At 70.5% G+C, this 16,275-nt stretch carries 13 protein-coding genes; 7 read left to right on the top strand and 6 right to left on the bottom strand.

The window, feature by feature from the left end:
• Positions 1 to 314: 314 nt before the first annotated feature.
• The 4 genes from HZF07_RS10070 to HZF07_RS10055 all read left to right on the top strand — a co-directional run bounded on the left by HZF07_RS10070 (position 315) and on the right by HZF07_RS10055 (position 7,202).
• Positions 315 to 995, top strand: a complete 681-nt coding sequence (locus tag HZF07_RS10070) for a response regulator transcription factor (RefSeq protein WP_157341342.1) — start codon at positions 315 to 317, stop codon at positions 993 to 995.
• Positions 992 to 2,407 (top strand): sensor histidine kinase, encoded by a 1,416-nt coding sequence (locus tag HZF07_RS10065; protein WP_157341340.1) that lies wholly within the window; start codon positions 992 to 994, stop codon positions 2,405 to 2,407. Before HZF07_RS10070 ends, HZF07_RS10065 begins: the two co-directional genes overlap by 4 nt.
• A gap of 123 nt (positions 2,408 to 2,530) precedes the next feature.
• Positions 2,531 to 2,773, top strand: a complete 243-nt coding sequence (locus HZF07_RS10060) for a response regulator transcription factor (RefSeq protein WP_198346377.1) — start codon at positions 2,531 to 2,533, stop codon at positions 2,771 to 2,773.
• 277 nt (positions 2,774 to 3,050) lie between these two features.
• On the top strand, positions 3,051 to 7,202 hold the full coding sequence (locus HZF07_RS10055; RefSeq protein WP_181645018.1) for a glycosyl hydrolase: 4,152 nt from the start codon (positions 3,051 to 3,053) through the stop codon (positions 7,200 to 7,202).
• A gap of 821 nt (positions 7,203 to 8,023) precedes the next feature.
• Here HZF07_RS10055 and HZF07_RS10050 read toward each other — a convergent pair.
• Together HZF07_RS10050 and HZF07_RS10045 are read right to left on the bottom strand one after the other, a co-directional pair.
• Positions 8,024 to 9,370, bottom strand: coding sequence for a sensor histidine kinase (locus HZF07_RS10050; RefSeq protein WP_157341335.1), 1,347 nt, complete (start codon positions 9,368 to 9,370; stop codon positions 8,024 to 8,026).
• A complete protein-coding gene (locus HZF07_RS10045) occupies positions 9,367 to 10,053 on the bottom strand; it encodes a response regulator transcription factor (RefSeq protein ID WP_181645017.1) in 687 nt (228 codons plus the stop codon). Before HZF07_RS10045 ends, HZF07_RS10050 begins: the two co-directional genes overlap by 4 nt.
• A 131-nt stretch (positions 10,054 to 10,184) precedes the next feature.
• Between HZF07_RS10045 and HZF07_RS10040 the strand changes: the two genes are divergently transcribed.
• Positions 10,185 to 10,496, top strand: coding sequence for a PepSY domain-containing protein (locus HZF07_RS10040; protein WP_157341333.1), 312 nt, complete (start codon positions 10,185 to 10,187; stop codon positions 10,494 to 10,496).
• Between the two features lie 22 nt (positions 10,497 to 10,518).
• Here the strand turns inward: HZF07_RS10040 and HZF07_RS10035 are convergent, their stop codons facing one another.
• From HZF07_RS10035 to HZF07_RS10025, 3 genes are read right to left on the bottom strand one after another with little or no spacing between them, the layout of a single operon-like run.
• The gene (locus tag HZF07_RS10035) at positions 10,519 to 10,869 is read right to left on the bottom strand and encodes an HNH endonuclease (RefSeq protein ID WP_157341331.1); all 351 of its coding nucleotides are present in this window, start codon (positions 10,867 to 10,869) and stop codon (positions 10,519 to 10,521) included.
• A gap of 18 nt (positions 10,870 to 10,887) precedes the next feature.
• On the bottom strand, positions 10,888 to 11,094 hold the full coding sequence (locus tag HZF07_RS10030) for a hypothetical protein (protein WP_157341329.1): 207 nt from the start codon (positions 11,092 to 11,094) through the stop codon (positions 10,888 to 10,890).
• Between the two features lie 44 nt (positions 11,095 to 11,138).
• Positions 11,139 to 13,271 (bottom strand): hybrid sensor histidine kinase/response regulator, encoded by a 2,133-nt coding sequence (locus HZF07_RS10025; RefSeq protein ID WP_157341327.1) that lies wholly within the window; start codon positions 13,269 to 13,271, stop codon positions 11,139 to 11,141.
• Positions 13,272 to 13,411: 140 nt separating this feature from the next.
• Between HZF07_RS10025 and HZF07_RS10020 the strand changes: the two genes are divergently transcribed.
• Positions 13,412 to 14,323 (top strand): alpha/beta hydrolase, encoded by a 912-nt coding sequence (locus HZF07_RS10020; protein ID WP_157341325.1) that lies wholly within the window; start codon positions 13,412 to 13,414, stop codon positions 14,321 to 14,323.
• A 43-nt stretch (positions 14,324 to 14,366) separates the two neighbouring features.
• The gene (locus tag HZF07_RS10015; protein ID WP_157341323.1) at positions 14,367 to 15,047 is read left to right on the top strand and encodes a hypothetical protein; all 681 of its coding nucleotides are present in this window, start codon (positions 14,367 to 14,369) and stop codon (positions 15,045 to 15,047) included.
• On the opposite strand, the gene HZF07_RS10010 is transcribed toward HZF07_RS10015, so the two are convergent.
• The gene (locus HZF07_RS10010; protein WP_157341321.1) at positions 14,972 to 16,216 is read right to left on the bottom strand and encodes an MFS transporter; all 1,245 of its coding nucleotides are present in this window, start codon (positions 16,214 to 16,216) and stop codon (positions 14,972 to 14,974) included. The two genes, HZF07_RS10015 and HZF07_RS10010, sit on opposite strands and share 76 nt — an antisense overlap.
• Positions 16,217 to 16,275 lie beyond the last annotated feature (59 nt).

Here is a 16,275-nt window from a genome sequence, read left to right as displayed (position 1 = left end):
GACAGGTGGGGGGAGAAGCACGTGGACCGAGCGCCGATCGGACAAGTTGGTTCCCTCGGACATGAGCAGACGCTCGGCGCCAGCGCCACGCTCGAGCCCTCACCGGTTTTCGTCCGCCGAAACTCGGGCCGACAGTGCATGGGGTGCGAAGTACTTGGTGAGGTGTGTGGAGATGGTCGCTTGGCCGCGCTCCGACGTGCAGAGGAGCAGGCGGTCCGGTCGATGCGGACCATTACGGGGTCGCCGAACGGACTGCTTATCGGCGAGGCCGAGACTCTCGGCTTATTTGCCCAGCTTGGTGCCATGCTCAGCCCATGCGCGTTCTGGTGGTGGAAGACGACCCAGCACTGTCGGCGAGCCTGCTTCACTCGTTCGAGTTCGAGGGTTTCAGCGCAGCTGCCGCGAGGAGCGCCGAGGACGCCTGGGACGCGCTGCGAACTGACGTCTTCGACGTCACCGTCGTGGACGTGGGACTGCCAGGGGTGTCGGGCCTCGAGCTCGTCCGGCGGATGCGGCGCGAGGGCAACGGTCTGCCCGTCCTTCTGCTCACGGCTCGTCACGGTTTGGGCGACCGGGTGGCGGGGTTGGACGCAGGCGCTGACGACTACCTGCCCAAGCCGTTCGACCTCGAGGAGCTCCTGGCGCGTCTGCGGGCACTGGTCCGGCGCTCGACCAGCCCGACGGACGCCGAGGTCTACGTGATGGGGGACCTGACGCTCGACGCGCGCACCCATGACGTGGTCCGTAGCGGACGGCCCGTGCACCTGACCCACATGGAGTTCCAGATGTTGCGCTTCTTCATGCGCCATCCGCGCGTGGTCCTGTCCCGCGAGCAGCTTTGGCGCAACGTCTGGGGGTACGACTTCGTGCCTGCGTCCAACAACCTCGAGGTCTTCATCAGCGCACTGCGTCGAAAGACGGAGGCAGGCGGAGCGCCCCGGCTGGTGCACACCGTGCGAGGGGCGGGCTATGTGCTGAAGGACGCCGGCTCATGACGAGCGCGTCCCACCGCTGGATGCAGAGATGGTCGGTGCGGCAGCGGCTCTCGTTCCTGGCCGCGTTCGCCGCCGTCGTCGGCCTGGCGACAGCCTCCGCCGTCGCATACGCGATCGTCGTACGCGCGATCGACCACGAGGTGGACCTCTCGTTCCAGGCGTCGCCGGCGGCCGCGCGGGACGGGGTGCTGCGCCTTCCCCCGCCGGAGGACATGTGTGCCAACGATTCCTCCGACCTGCCGTCCCTCGGGCTCTACAGCTCGCAGCTCATTCGCGCAGACGGCACGCAGTGCCCGTCCACGGGCGAGCCGCTCCGCTTGCCGGAGGACGTGCTCGACCTCGACACCGAGCCAGGCCGCCTCACGTTGAGAGACGGAGTGTTCGAGTCCGGCGCACCGGCGCGGGTGGCCATCCAGCGATTTCCCGACGGCAGCGTCCTGGTCGTCGGCCGCGACCTCAGCCCGCTGTACGACCTGCGACGAACGCTGGCGCTGAGCCTGGTCGGCGCCACGCTGCTCGGCGGTCTGGCTGCGTGGTTGCTGGCCGGCCGGGCGATCCGGGCCGGCCTGCGTCCGGTGACCCGCTTCGTCGAGTACGCCGAGGCGGCGGCCGTGGCCGGAACAGCTGGTGTGACCGACCTCCCCGATCCTCCGGCGATTCCCGGGCGCCGCGACCAGGACGAGCTGGCACGTCTGGAGCGCGCCGTCGCCGCCCTGCTGGCATCGCTCAAGCAGTCCCAAGACAGACTTCACCAGCTCGTCGCCGACGCGGGTCATGAGCTGCGCACTCCCCTCTCGAGCCTCCGCAACAACGTTGCCCTGCTCCGGCGATCCCGACGCAACGAGCGACCACTCCCAGCTGCGCACGAGGACGTGCTGCTGAAGGACCTCGAGGAACAGTCCATCGAGCTCTCGGACCTCGTCGACGACCTCGTCGGTCTCTCCGCCCGCCACCAGCGAGGCGTCGACCATCATCCCGTTCCCTTCGACGAAACGGTTCAACGTGCTGCACGCCGGGCCGCCCGCCGGAGCCGTCACCACCAGCTCGAGGTGGAGACGGAACCGTGGGTCGTCGAGGGTGATGACCTCGCCCTCGAACGCGCCGTGGTGAACCTGCTCGACAACGCCCTCAAGTTCTCACCTCAAGGCACGCGAGTGGAGGTCGAGCTGCGAGCAGGAGTCCTCACAGTGCGAGATCGCGGACGTGGTGTCACCGAGACCGAGGCGCGGCAGGCCTTCCTCAGGTTCTGGCGAAGCTCGACCGCCCGGGCGCTGCCGGGCGGGGGGCTCGGGCTCGCGATCGTCGCCGACGTCGCCGAGTCCCATGGCGGCGATGCCGCCCTCGCTCCACGACCTGGAGGCGGATGCGTGGCCACGCTGCGAGTACCCGGTCGCTCGCCGGATCCGTCTTAATCCGACGCTCATCTTCGGCTCAACCACGCCTCACGCCCGCGTGGTCAGGTGTCCTGTGGGCCGAGCGGAGTGAGGAGGGGCCGGATGTCGTCGAACGGTGTCGCGTCCTTGGCTCCTTCTCTGGTGAACAGTCCCGCTGGCAGTCCCGGATTCGGCGAGGTGCAGCCGCCTGGTGTCACCGTCGCGGACACCGACCTCGTCCTGCTCTCGTGCCTCGCCGACGGGGCGACGCTGCACGAGGTGGCCCGCCGTCTCCACATCAGCCACCGGACTGCGAGCCGGCGGCTCAGCGAGATCTGCGCGTCCCTCGGCGTCAGTCGGCCCATCCAGGCGGTGGCCTGGGCCGCTCGTCGCGGCCTCATCTGACTCGTCCCGGGGGGCAGGACGCCTGGATCGCCGTTGGCGAGAAGTCGCCAACCTGAGCGGCGAGCGTTGCCGGCCATGTGACGGACGTCATAGCGTGGAGCGACCCAGCGCTGAAACGTTTCATAAGAAACGCCCACGGCGTCGATTGTCGTCTGCTGTCAGCCAGCGCGACTCGCTGCGAAGGAGCACCATGAGTCTCTCAGTCCGGTCGTCCGCGAGGACGACTCCACCCCGAGGCCGGCGTCGTGTCGCCGTCCCCGGCCTGGCGATCCTCGTCATGGCCGTTGGCGGCCTCACCTGGGCGCCTCAGCAGGCGGCCACCGGGGCGCCGGTCGCCGCCCCGGATTCCGGGTCCGACGTACCCGCCGTCACGACGGCGACCTTCGCCGACCCGCCGCAGGCCACCCGCCCGATGTACCGGTGGTGGCTCCCGATGGCCGACGTGAGGACGGACGCCCTCGCCGATCAGGTGCAGGACGTGAAGAACGTCGGTGGCGGCGGGGTCGAGCTCCAGCCGTTCGGTGCGGACGTCACCCCGACGACTCCGAAGTACGGCGTCCTGAACTACAAGCTCAACCAGGAGTACCTGGCTGAGAAGGGCTGGGGCACCCCCGCCTGGTCCGATGTCCAGCGTTCTGCACTCCAGCTCGGCAACCGCAACGGCCTGCAGGTCGACGCGATCAACGCCGCGGGATGGGGGCCGTCGATTCCCACGCTCTCCGACATCAACGACCCCGCAGTGGCACGCAAGCTCATCAGCGTCCAGACCCAGGTTCCCGCCGGCGGCACCTTCTCGGGCGCACTCCCGGAGTCCGGTCGCACGGACACCGCGGACCCGTACGCGACCGACGCAGGTCGCCCCAACAACGTACTGACCGCTCGCACCACGCTCTGCTTCCCGGCCGCTGCCGGCAGTCGCAACCTGGCGGTCGCCAGCACCGCCTCGATGGGTCCAGGCGCCCGACTGACCGTCGGGACCGGCGCAAACGCCGAGGAGGTCGTGGTCACCAGGGTCGGCACCCAGTCGCTGTGCGCCGAGACCGTTGCGCCGGCTGCTGCGGGCGCCACCAACGTCAAGGTCAACAACCTCGGTCGCGGCTGGAAGGTCGGCCAGCAGCTCACCATCGGCGAGCAGACCGTCACCATCACCGACGTGCTGCCTTCCAGCAACGCCCACGCGGCGCCCGCGACCACCCTCGTCGCCGCTGCCGCCGCCGGCGACAGCACAGTGAAGCTCGCCGCGGTCGCCCCGGCCGGGAACTTCAACAGCGGCCAGTTCATGTTCAACGTCGGCGACACGATCTCGGTCGACGGCGAGCTGCGGACGATCACCGGACCGACGTCCGAGGTCGGCATCTTCAACGGCACCGCAGGCGTGAACGGCACGGGCGTGCAACTGTCAGCACCGCTGACGTCCGCCCACGCGTCCGGCTCGCCCGCCCGCAACATCGGCCGCGGTGTCACCTTCGCTCCCGCCCTGTCGGCTGCAGCGCCGATCGGCACTCCAGTGACCCGCCGCGGCAGCGGTGTCCAGATCGCCTCGCCCCTGTCGCAGGATCGCGCCGCCACCACCGAGGTGGTCAACGTCGCGCGACGCGACGTGGTCTCCGTGCTGGTCGCGCAGTGTGCGTCGGCCAACTGCCCCGCCACGGGCGGCACCCGCACCCTTGACCCGTCGTCCATCCGTGATGTCACCGATCGTGTCGGTCTCGATGGCACGCTCGACTACACGTTCGGTGTGGGCAACGGCAACCCGTGGTGGGTGATCGGCTACTACTCCACCTCCGCAGCCGCGGCCTACTACAACGCCTCCATGGTCGGCCCGTCGTACGACCCCGACCACCTGAGCGCGGCTGGCGTCCGCGCCATCACCGACTACTGGGAGAACAACATCCTCAACGACCCGCAGACGCGGCAGTCGTTGGCAGCCCAGAAGGCCGCCGGTCGTCCGGCCGCCTTCTTCGAGGACTCCCTCGAGCTGGCGTACGGCCAGACCTGGACGGCTGACTTCGCCAAGCGGTTCCGCCAGCTCAACGGCTACGACATCTCCACCGCCCTGCCGGCGATCGCCAACGCGACAGTCAGCGGCACCCAGGCAGGCTTCTTCGACCTGCCCTCCGGTGCTCGCATCCGCCAGGACTACCTGGACACGTGGAACGACCTGTACACGCAGCGCTACCTCAAGCCGATGCGTACCTGGGCTCACGAGAACGACATGGTCCTGCGGTTCCAGTCCTACGCTAATCCCCGCCCGGGCGGCATCGACGTGCCCTACTCCAACACGTTCACCGACATCCCCGAGACCGAGTCCCTCAACATGGGCCGGGACCCGGAGAAGCACAAGCTGATCGCCGTCGGAGCCCACCTCAACGGCACCACTGCGGTCACCTGCGAGTGCGCCGCGCTGGGGTCTGGTGGATGGTCCACGACCGCGAACGGCCAGAACGTCGCCAACCTCCCGGCAGCCTTCGAGGCTCTGTCCGGTGGGGCGACGCGGATGATCTACCACGGCATGCCCTACCTGGAGTCGCCGGAGAACTCCGGCAACAGCTCGCGGTGGCCCGGCGCGTCCGGCTTCGGCACGTCCATCACCGAGAACTTCGGGCCGGTCATGCCCCAGTGGGAGGACTACCGCTCGGTCAACGAGGCCCTTGGTCGTTACGGGCTCGTCCTGCGCCAGGGCAAGCCGCGCTTCGACGTGGCGGTCCTGCGTGAGGACACCAACACCTTCAACGCGCCGTTCACCACGTCCTCGGCGATGGCGAAGGCCGGTTACACCTACGAGTACCTCAGCAGCCGCAACGTCAACAGCGCGGGTTCCGAGCTGCGCGACGGCGTGTTCTTCCCGGACCGCTCGGGCTACCGGGCGATCGTGCTGAACAGCCAGACCACGTTCCGTCCCCAGGCGTCTGCCAAGGTCCTCGAGCTCGCCCAGCAGGGTTTCCCCGTCGTCATCATCGGGTCGCCCACCGCGCCGACTGTGTCGGCTGTCGGGTTCAAGCCGGGCGACGACGCACAGGTCCAGGCCGACGTCAACAAGCTCTACGACCTGATCGGCGACTCGGACGCGAAGGTCGTCGTGGTCGCCAACGAGGGCGGCGTGCCCGCCGCGCTCAAGGCGCTCGACGTGACGGCCGCCGCCGAGAAGACCGAGACCGGAAGCCTGCTGTCGGTGCGACGCCAGGCCCCCGACACGGACTACTACTACTTCCACAACCCCTCGGAAGCAGCCGTGACGGAGACCGTTCGCCTGCACGGGGACGGCGTCCCGTACGCCCTCGACCCGTGGTCCGGCACCATCACCCCGATCGCCGAGTACGACCGGGTGGGCGACGCCGTCGAGGTCACGATGAACGTGAACCGTCGCAACGCCGTGCTCCTCGCCGTCAGCGACCGCGACCTCGCGGGCAGCGCTCCCGCAGCGGTGCACGTCGTCGACACGGACGCCGACAAGATCGTCGACGAGGACGGAACCCTGCTGGCTCGTTCCACGACTGCTGGTGACGTCACCTCGACACTCAGCAACGGAACGACCGTCACGTCGAGCATCGACGCAGTCGCCGACCAGCGCACGCTCGGTGACTGGACGCTCAACGTCGCCTCCTACGGTCCCGACGCCACAGGCCGCGCGGGGATCTCGCACACCGTCAAGACGGCGATGGGCCCCATCGACGTCGACGCGGCAGCCGACGGGAAGCTGCCGGCCTGGTCCGCGCTGCCGGGTCTGGCCGACAAGTCCGGGGTGGGTACCTACACCACGACGGTCACGCTGCCGGCCGACTGGGACAGCGCCGACGGCGCCTACCTCTCGCTCGGCGCGGCCACCGACACCGCGCGCATCACGGTGAACGGCACCCCGTTGCCGGCGCTCGACCAGTCCGACCTGCGACGGATCGACCTGGGCGACACGCTCAAGGCCGGTGACAACACCATGACCGTCCGGGTCGCGACGCCTCTGCGCAACGCGGTCAACCGGATCAGGAAGAGCGGGGCCATGGCGGCCGGCTACGGCCTCGTCGGCCCCGTCGTCCTGACGCCCTACGCCGAGGCGGTCATCCCCACCAGCACGCCGCCGACCACCCCCCCGCCGACGACGGTGCCGCCTACCACGGTGCCGCCGACGACGGTCCCGCCGACGACGGTGCCGCCCACCACGGTGCCGCCGGTGACCCCGAAGGTGCGGGTCAAGGACAAGGTGCGGGCGGGCGCCACGCTGCGGATCCGCGGTCGTGACTTCCCGGTGAGCAAGGTGAGCATCACCCTCGGTGGCAAGAAGCTCGGCACCGCGGAGGTGACGGACGGGAAGTTCGACGTCCGCCGCAGGGTGCCCACCAGCCTCTCCGGCAAGACGGTGCTGCGGGTGCTGGACCGCACGGGCGACGTGCTCGTCCGAACCACCGTCAAGGTGCTGAAGAGGAAGGCGGCCTGAGAGAGGGTCCGAGCCGCTAACAGCAGGGGGTCACGCCGTGCGGGTGTGACCCCCTGTTGCCTCCGTAGACACGGAAGCGCGGGGTAGAGGTGCAGGGTCTCACGCGACCAAACCCTGACAGATGGACCGTGGCGTCATCGTCCGCAATCACTGACCGCAATCGCAACGGATTGTCGCTAAGAAGAAAGTTCGAGGGCAGGCGTGCACACCCCAGCAACACCCGCGGATCACTCGCCGCAGTTGTCAATTCCCCCACATGCACTGGTCGTCAATTGATGTTGCTGCAAGCTCTAGCCGTGGGAGCGACCGCCGCCTCGATCGCTCGCGCGGAAGGGGGGTCTCCCTCTCGCATACGCCGCGGGGTGCGCCAGCTTCGTAACCTCCTCAGTGCGCGCAACAATCGCCATGCCGTTGTTACGGCCGTCCGGGCGGGAATCATCTGACCCTCAGCGCAAACAAGACAGTCCAAGACCTCGCTCTCTTGCCGCGGCATGCCTGGGGAACATGAGACGGAGACGTGCCGCACGACGTCTGGCCGGCGTATCCGGAGCCTCTGCAGATGGATGCCCACCCGGTCGGGATGATGTCTTCGTGGGTGGTGAACTAGGTGGTGAACGGCCGCGAGGGAGTGCTCTGCCCTCAATCTGCCCTCACCGGCACGGAAATCGATGCCAACCAATGATGATTACCGGAGTAAGTCCTCGCACTATTCCTGCAGGTCAGAGCGCTGTTTCAACAGATTACAACGACCGACCGAAACCCCCGTTGTCGTTCCGCTTCAACGTGTAGACCCGCAGCGCGGAGTGCGCGAAAGGTCGGGTTCACGTCCCGGGCTGGACGGGCAGCAGCAGCCGGAGGTGGGTCCCGCTCGTGCTCTCCAGGAGCTCGAGGCGGCCGCCGTTCCGCTCGGCCAAGCCGCGCGCGATGGCCAGTCCGAGGCCGCTGCCGGAGCCGCGGGCGCGCGCCCCGTCAGCCCGGTAGAACCGGTCGAAGACCTTCTCGCGGTGGTCGGCGGGGATGCCGGCACCGTCGTCGATGACGTCGAGGCGCACCTGGTCGTCGTCGACGTCGACCACGAGGCGGACGGTGGTCGCCGCGTGGGTGACCGCGTTGTCGAGGAGGTTCCGCACGATGCGACGAGCGTCGTCGGGATTGGCGCGGGCGGGCGCGCCCGATACCTGTCCGGTCTCGATGCGGACGGTCGATCCGGCCCGCGCCCGGGTCGCCTCCTCCAGGACGAGCTCGTCGAGATCGATGGCCGCGGGCTGGGTGCCGGCGTCGGCGTCCAGCTCGGCGAGCACCAGCAGGTCGCGCACCAGACGCTCCATGTCGCTCGTCGGGCCGAGTACGTCGGACCGCAGGCGGTCCCGGTCCACGTCGCCGGCAGGGCGGAGCGCGAGCTCGAGGGCGACGCGCTGAGCGGCGAGCGGGCTCTGCAGGTCGTGGGACACGTCGGCGACGAAGTCACGCTGTTGCCGAGCGGATCGGTCGAGCCGGCCGAGCATCGCGTTCATGGTGGCGGCGAGACGACCGACCTCGTCGTCGACGCCGTCGCCCTCGACGCGAGACTGCAGGTTCTCCGCCGAGATCCGGTCGACATCGGCGCGGATCCGGTCGAGGCGACCCAGGGTGCGACCGAGCAGCAGCCAGATCACGGTGCCGAGCAGGGCCACCACCACGGGGACGCCGATCCACAGGGCCCGGCGCAGCGCCGAGGACGCCTCCGCGACGGACTCCAGGCTGCTGCCGACGTAGACGTGAACGATGCCCTCGGGGCTCTGCCCGGAGGCGGACCAGACCCGGTAGGTCTCGGTCTCCTGGTCGTCGGGTGCCTCGAAGGTCCGCACCGTGGGCACCGTTCCTGCCGAACGGTCCGTCACCGGACCTCGGCCCGCGAGGTTCGGTGACGCCGCGATGACCTCGCCGGTCGAACCGACCACTTGTGCCATCCCGTCGTCGTCGAGGTTGGTGAGCACCGGCGGGAGATCGCCGGTGCGGGCCAGGTCGAGCAGGTCGACGACCCGGGAGCGGGACAGCTGGTCAGACGAGGCGATGAGCCGACTCTCGAGCGTCGAGACGAGGACGACGGAACCCAGGACGAGGACCAGTGCGAACAGCGCCGTACCGGTCGCGGTCGCCTTCGTGCGCAGGCTCAGCCGCTGGGTCATGACTCCTCCGGGTCGGTGGCGGCCAGCCGGTAGCCGACCAGACGGACCGTCTGGAGGGACCGACGGCCGAATGGCTCGTCGACGCGCTGTCGGAGCTGGCGCATGTAGACCTCGACGATGTTCGGGTGGCCGTCGTACGCGAAGTCCCACACGTGCTCGAGGATCGTGGACTTCGGCAACACCTCGCCCGGGCGTCGCATGAGGAACTCGAGCAAGGAGAACTGACGGGGAGTGAGGGCGATCTCGGTCGTTCCGCGCCAGGCCTGGTGGGTGGCCGGGTCCAGGCGGAGGTCGCCGACCTGGAGGACGGCTGGTCGCTCCTGACGTCCGCGCCGCACGAGGGCGCGCAGGCGGGCCGTCAGGACCATGAAGGAGAAGGGCTTGGACAGGAAGTCGTCAGCGCCGGCATCGAGAGCCCGGCTCTCCTGCTCGGGGCCGGACCGCGCCGTGAGCATCAGGATCGGCGTCCAGTCACCGGCCTCCCGACGCCGCGCACACAGGGCATCTCCCGCCAGGCCGGGCAGCATCACGTCGACGACGAGCGCATCGTAGGAGTTCTCGAGCGCGAACCACTCGCCCTCGGTGCCGTCGAGCGCGACGTCGACGGCGTACCCCTCGGCCTCGAGGCCGCGCCGCAGGCTCGCAGCGAGCTGCTTGTCGTCCTCCACCACCAGGATCCGCACGGCTCAACGGTCCCACCCTGGCGCTGAAGGCGGGCTGAACGCGCACTGATCGGTGACCGACGCACAGCCTTCAGGTTGGCTTCAGCCGACGTGGAGCAGGGTAGGGGCTACACGAAGCGAAGGAGAGGCCGATGCGCAAGAGCGTGATGATCGGAGCCGCTGGCGTCGCCATCGCCGCGGCTGTCGCCGCAGGGGGCGTCGCCGTCGCGACGAACGGCGATGACGGACCCGCGAGCCACCAGTACACCCAGGAGCAGGCAGACGCGGCGACGAAGGCCGCACTCGAGGCGACCGGCGGCGGCACCGCCAACAGCGTCGAGACTGACAACGAGAACGGCGCGACCTACGAGGTCGAGGTCACCAAGCCCGACGGCACGACCGTCGACGTACGCCTGGACGACCACTTCGAGGTCGTCGTCATCGAGGGCGACAGCGAGGAGTAGTGGCCGACGGCGACGCTGCGCGTCATCCGGTGAGCGCGGCCTCGACCGATCGCCGGACCTCGAGCTGGCGGACCAGGAACGCCGCCTCGTCGAGCCGCTTGCGCCGCATCCAGGTCGTGAGCTCGGTGTTGCACTTGCTCGCGTTGCACGACCCGCAGGCGGGCACCACGTTGGCGAGCGTGTAGCGACCGCCGCGGGAGATCGGCAGCATGCAGTCCTTCTGGAGTGCGCCGCCGGCTGCTCCGCAGTAGGCGCAGCCGGCCCAGGCGGCGACGAGCCCGGCCCACTGGTGGTCGGTCAGGTCGTGGTCGACCGCGGCCATCCGGCGCTTGCGGCGGGCGGCGTACCGCGCGGCGCGAGTGCGGGACGGCATGGCCGGAGGCTACTGGGTTCAGGCGGCAGACGTGCCGAGCACGTCCTCGCGGGTACGCCGCCAGGAGGCCGCGCGCTGACGGTCGCTGCACAGGGCGCTGCTGCTCTCGCGCAGCTCCTGCTCGGCGCGCGAGCGCCACGCACCCCCGTGCGCGCCGTCGAGGCAGTCGCGGAAGTCGCCGAGCCAGGCCTGCACCCAGCCCTCGTCCGGGTCCGTCGTGATCATGACGCTCCGATCGGCCGCGGCTCGACGATCCTGAGGAGGTCGCCTCAGCGCGCTGTGACCCACCGGTCGAGGGCGGCCGCCACGGCGGCGGGGGAGATGGGCTTGGAGACGTAGTCGTCCATGCCGGCCTCGAGGCAGCGCTCGCGGTCGCCCGCCACCGCGCCCGCCGTCATGGCGATGATCGGGGTGCGCCGGCGCCCGCCCTCCCGCCGACGGATCTGGCGGGTGGCCTCGTAGCCGTCCATGACCGGCATCTGGACGTCCATGAAGACGGCGTCGTAGTGGCCCGCGGTCACCGCGGCCAGCCCGGCCGCGCCGTCGTCGACGAGGTCGACCTGGTAGCCGAGCGCCTCGAGGATGCCCTCCGCGACGATCTGGTTGATCTCGCCGTCCTCGACGAGCAGCACCCGGCCGCGGCTGGCGTTCGGCTCGGCGCCCTGCTGCTCCGGTGCTGCCGCGGGGTGCTCGTCCCGCTGCGGCGCGGCCTGAGAGCCGGGGCCCATCGGCACGTCGAACCGGAAGGTGCTGCCACGTCCGAGCTCGCTCTCCAGCGTGATCGTGCCGCCCATGGCGGTGACCAGCTGCTGGGAGATCGCCAGACCCAGCCCGGTGCCGCCGAAGCGGCGGGTCGTGGAGGAGTCGGCCTGGGAGAAGGGGTCGAAGAGGTGGGCCTGGTGAGCGGGGTCGATGCCGATGCCGGTGTCGGCGACCTCGAACCGCACCCGGGCGGTCCCCTCGCCGAGGTCGTCGAGGTCGACCCGGACGGTGACCTCGCCGCGCTCGGTGAACTTCACGGCGTTGCCGACCAGGTTGACCAGCACCTGCCGGAGGCGCACGGGGTCGCCGTGCAGGGTGTGGGGGAGTCCGGGGGCGCATCGGGCGACCAGGGCCAGGTGCTTCTCGCGGGCGGGCTCGGCGAGCAGGTCGAGGACCTCGTCCACGAGGCGGGCCGGCTCGAAGTCGATCGTCTCCAGGTCCAGGTGGCCGGCCTCGATCTTCGAGAAGTCGAGGATGTCGTTGATGACGGTCAGCAGCGCGTCGCCTGCGGTCCGCACGCCCTCGGCGTACGTGCGCTGCGTCTGGTCGAGCTCGGTGTCGAGCAGCAGGCCGGTCAGTCCGATGACGCCGTTCATCGGGGTGCGGATCTCGTGGCTCATCGTGGCCAGGAAGTCCGACTTCGCGCGGGAGGCGGCGAGGGCGGCGTCCCGCGCGGCGGCCAGCTCGACCCGCGCCCGGGCCTCCGATCGCAGCAGCCGCGCCGTGCGCGCGAACGCGATCGCGACCAGGGCGACGGTGGCGAGTCCGAGCGAGGCGACCGGCACGTCGACACCCGTGGCCGTCCCGACCGCGCGCACCGCGGCCGGCACCAGCAGGGGGAGGATCGCGATGGCCAGCTTCGCGTGCATGCGCTGGTCGTCGGGTCCGGCGTGCTCCTGCGGTACCGGGAGCGCCTGCGGGCGCAGGGTGGCCGTGGCCATCAGCATCGCGCCGAGCATCCAGCCGAGGTCAAGCACGGCCGAGACCGTGCCCTCCACGGCCAGCACGTAGTAGCCGAGGTCGGCGAGCAGCCAGCAGGAGACGCCGAGCGCGAACGGCACGCCGAGCGCGTTTCGCGAGCGGCTGTTCGACAGCGCGCGGAGCACCAGCGCGAGCAGCACGGCGTCCAGGACCGGGTAGGCAGCCGACACGACACGGGTGACCGGTGCGGCGGAGTCGTCCGCGACGATCGCGTCGACGCTGATCGTCCAGATGACCAGCACGCTGACGACGACCGCGGTCAGGACGTCGAGCAGCGAGTCCACGTCGACGCGGACGCGCGGGGAGCGACGGACGGTGGTCAGGACGAGGACCGCGCCCCCGAGGCCGAGGTAGCTGAGCAGGTAGGGGATGTCGGCAAGGGAGACGTCCGGCTCGCGCCCCACCCACCAGTACACGAGCCAGAGCGCGTCACCGAGCGCGCTGAGGCTGAGCCCGAGAGCGATGAGCAGAGGGACGGCGCGTCTGCCGGGTGCGGCGCCGTTGACGCCGACCCAGGCGACGACCGCGGGCAGCGTGACACCGAGCTGGTAGGTGAGGTCACCTGCGGTGCCCGCAGGGTGGACGAGGTGCAGCGCGAGGAGCGTGATCTCGACAGCCCAGAGCATGCGCACGACGTGCGAGCGTCGACTCGCGTCCATGTTGCTTCCCCACCACCAGCCACGTCCCCCACGCGACAATAACTAGACTCCACCCCATGGGGAGCCCGATCCGCCCAGGTGTCCGCGTCCTTGATCGGCTGATGAAGTCCGTTCCTTCGATGTCCGTAGCGAAAATGTCGGTGGAGCAGCTCCAGAGGGCTCAGGTCACCGCGATCCCCGAAGGCGGGCCGGCGACGCTCTTCCTGGGCCGGCCGCGCAAGGGCGTAGAGATCCGGTCCGACGTCCTGCAGGCCAGGCACGGCGACCTCCCTGTGCGGATCTACACCCCGCAGGCCTGGTCGCGGGAGCCGCGGCCGGTGGTCGTCAACTTCCACGGCGGCGGGTTCGCGCTCGGCTCGGCCCGCCAGTGCGACTGGATCTGCAGCATCGTCGCGGCCGACGTCGACGCGGTCGTGGTGTCCGTCGACTACCGGCTCGCCCCGGCGCACAAGTTCCCAGCAGCCGTCGAGGACTGCTACGACGCGCTCCTGTGGACGGCGGCCCACGCGGCCGAGCTCGGCGCCGACGCGGCGCGGCTCGGGGTCATGGGCGACAGCGCGGGCGGCAACCTCGCGGCGGTCGTCTCGATCATGGCCCGTGACGAGCTCGGACCCGCGATCGCCCACCAGGCCTTGGTCTACCCCGTGACGGACATGAGCGAGACGGGTCGGGAGGATGCGTCGTACCTCGACAACGTCCTCGGGATCGTGCTCAGCAACGACGACATCGAGGTCTTCCGCGACTACTACCTCACCGAGGACGCCGACCGCCTCGACTACCGGCTCTCGCCGATCCACGCAGCCGACCTGTCGCGCCTCCCTCCCGCGGTCGTCGTGGTCGCCGGTCTCGACCCGCTGCACGACAGCGGCATCCGCTACGCGCAGGCGCTCGCCGACGCCGGCAACGTCGTCCGGGTCGAGGACTTCCACCAGATGCCGCACGGGTTCCTCAGCTTCCCCTACTTCGCGCACGCCGCCCGGCCCGCGATGGCGGCGATCGTCGCGTCCCAGCGAGCCGCGCTCCGCGCGCCGAGTCCGGCGATCACCCGCTGATCGCCTCTTGCGCTCCCTCGCCGGTCAGGCGCATCGTGGAGAGGTGAAGGCGTACGGCGTACCGGACGGCTTGCCGGTCCTCAGCCGGGGGAAGCACCGCAGCCCCCGCAAGGGCGCGTGCTTCATGGAGATGGCGTCGGTCCTCGCGGCCGAGCGCTGGAGCGACGCCCCCAAGTGCACCCACCCACTGCTCGCCCACCTGGCCCGGATGGTCAACGACGCGAGCACCGACGAGCACCGCAGCGAGCTCGCGGTGCTCATCCCCGATGTCGTCGGCGTGCGCGACGACGGCCTCGCGTTCGAGGTCGCCGTGACGGCGACGGTCGCGGCGCAGGCCATCGGCGACGTCCCGGAGGAGCTCCAACGGGCACTCGCGGCCGGTCTGCTGCGCTGCGAGCAGATGGTGCAGCGGCTCGGGCCCGGCGCCGTCGTCGGTGCGGAGCAGATCCCACCGGCCCTGGCGCGGGTCCCGCTGGCGACGGCGTGGGCGCGCGACTTCGCGGGTGACCGCTCGATCACGCCCCGGCAGTTCCGCGCGTTCACGGCGCCGACGGTGGCCCGCTGCGCGGTCCGCGGCCTGGCCGCGGCGTCCTCCGAGCCCGACGCGGCGCTGCGCGACCTCCTGCGCACGGCGATCGCGACGGCCCGTCAGGCCGCCGGCCTGTGCGCCGGCACCAGCGCGAGCGCCCCGACGGCCAGCACCGCGGCGCCGGCGAACACGTAGAAGCCCCAGGGGTAGGCGATCCCGGCGGTCACGAGCGCGCCCGTGATCGACGGTCCGACGATGGCGCCGACCCGGCCGACGCCGGCCGAGAGGCCGAGCGCGGTGCCCTTGAGGTGGTCGGGGTAGAGGTGGCCGACGAAGGCGTAGACCAGCACCTGGGCGCTGAACACGAAGACGCCCGTCACCAGCACCGCGGCGTAGACGAGCGCGGTGCTCTGCAGCTTGATCGACAGCAGCGCCAGGCACACGGCCGCCGCCGCGAACCAGACCAGCACGGTCGGCTTGTTGCCGCGCGTGTCGGCGATCTGGCCGGCGACCAGCAGCCCGGTGACCGCACCGAGGTTGAGCACCAGCAGCAGCGTCGTACCCGCCTCGATCGAGTAGCCGGCCTCGCCCATGAGCTTCGGCAGCCACGTGTTGAGCCCGTAGACGAGCAGCAGGCCCATGAACGAGGCGACCCACAGGCCGATGCTGATGCGCAGGTAGGGGCGGCGCACCACGTCGGCCGTCCTGGCGGTCGGCGGCCGGTCGGCGTGCTCGCTCCGCGAGGAGAGGTACGCCGCGGACTCGGGCAGCTTGAGCCAGAAGACCGGCAGGGTGAGCAGCCCGGCGACGCCGCCGATGTAGAACATCGCCTCCCAGCCCCAGGCGTCGATGACGACGAGCGCGAGCAGCGCGGTGAGCACGGCGCCCACGTGGTAGCCGGTCATCACCCGGGTCATCGCGGTGCCGTTGCGGTGGTCGTCGGCATACTCCGACATGAAGGCGAGCGCGACCGGCAGGCAGGCACCGAGGCCCAGCCCCGCCAGCAGCCGCAGGGCGGTGAAGGAGTCGACGCCCGGTGCCATCGGCGTCAGGATCGTGAGCACGGAGAACCAGGCGACGCAGGCGATCAGCGGCCGTCGTCGGCCGAGCCGGTCGGTGACCGGGCCGATCAGGGCGGCGCCGATGCCGACGCCGACCAGGCCCATCGTGGCCGCGGTGGTGAGCGTGGCGTCGGTGAACCCGAGGGCGCCGGTCTGGCTGAGCGTGGGGATCACCGCGCCGATGACGACGAGGTCGAAGCCCTCGAGCGCGACGGCGAGCCAACAGAGGGCGATCGGCCACAGGCCGTCGGCGGACGGCGTCCGGCGTGGTGCGGACAGCTGGGTGGAGGTGGCGCTGGACATGGCTGGTCCTTTCCCGAGAACGACGCCCATACGGTGTCCGTTGTGACAGGCGTCTCCCA

Source organism: Nocardioides agri (genome assembly GCF_013778305.1).
GTDB lineage: Bacteria > Actinomycetota > Actinomycetes > Propionibacteriales > Nocardioidaceae > Nocardioides > Nocardioides agri.
This window is presented reverse-complemented; position numbering and strand designations above follow the sequence as displayed.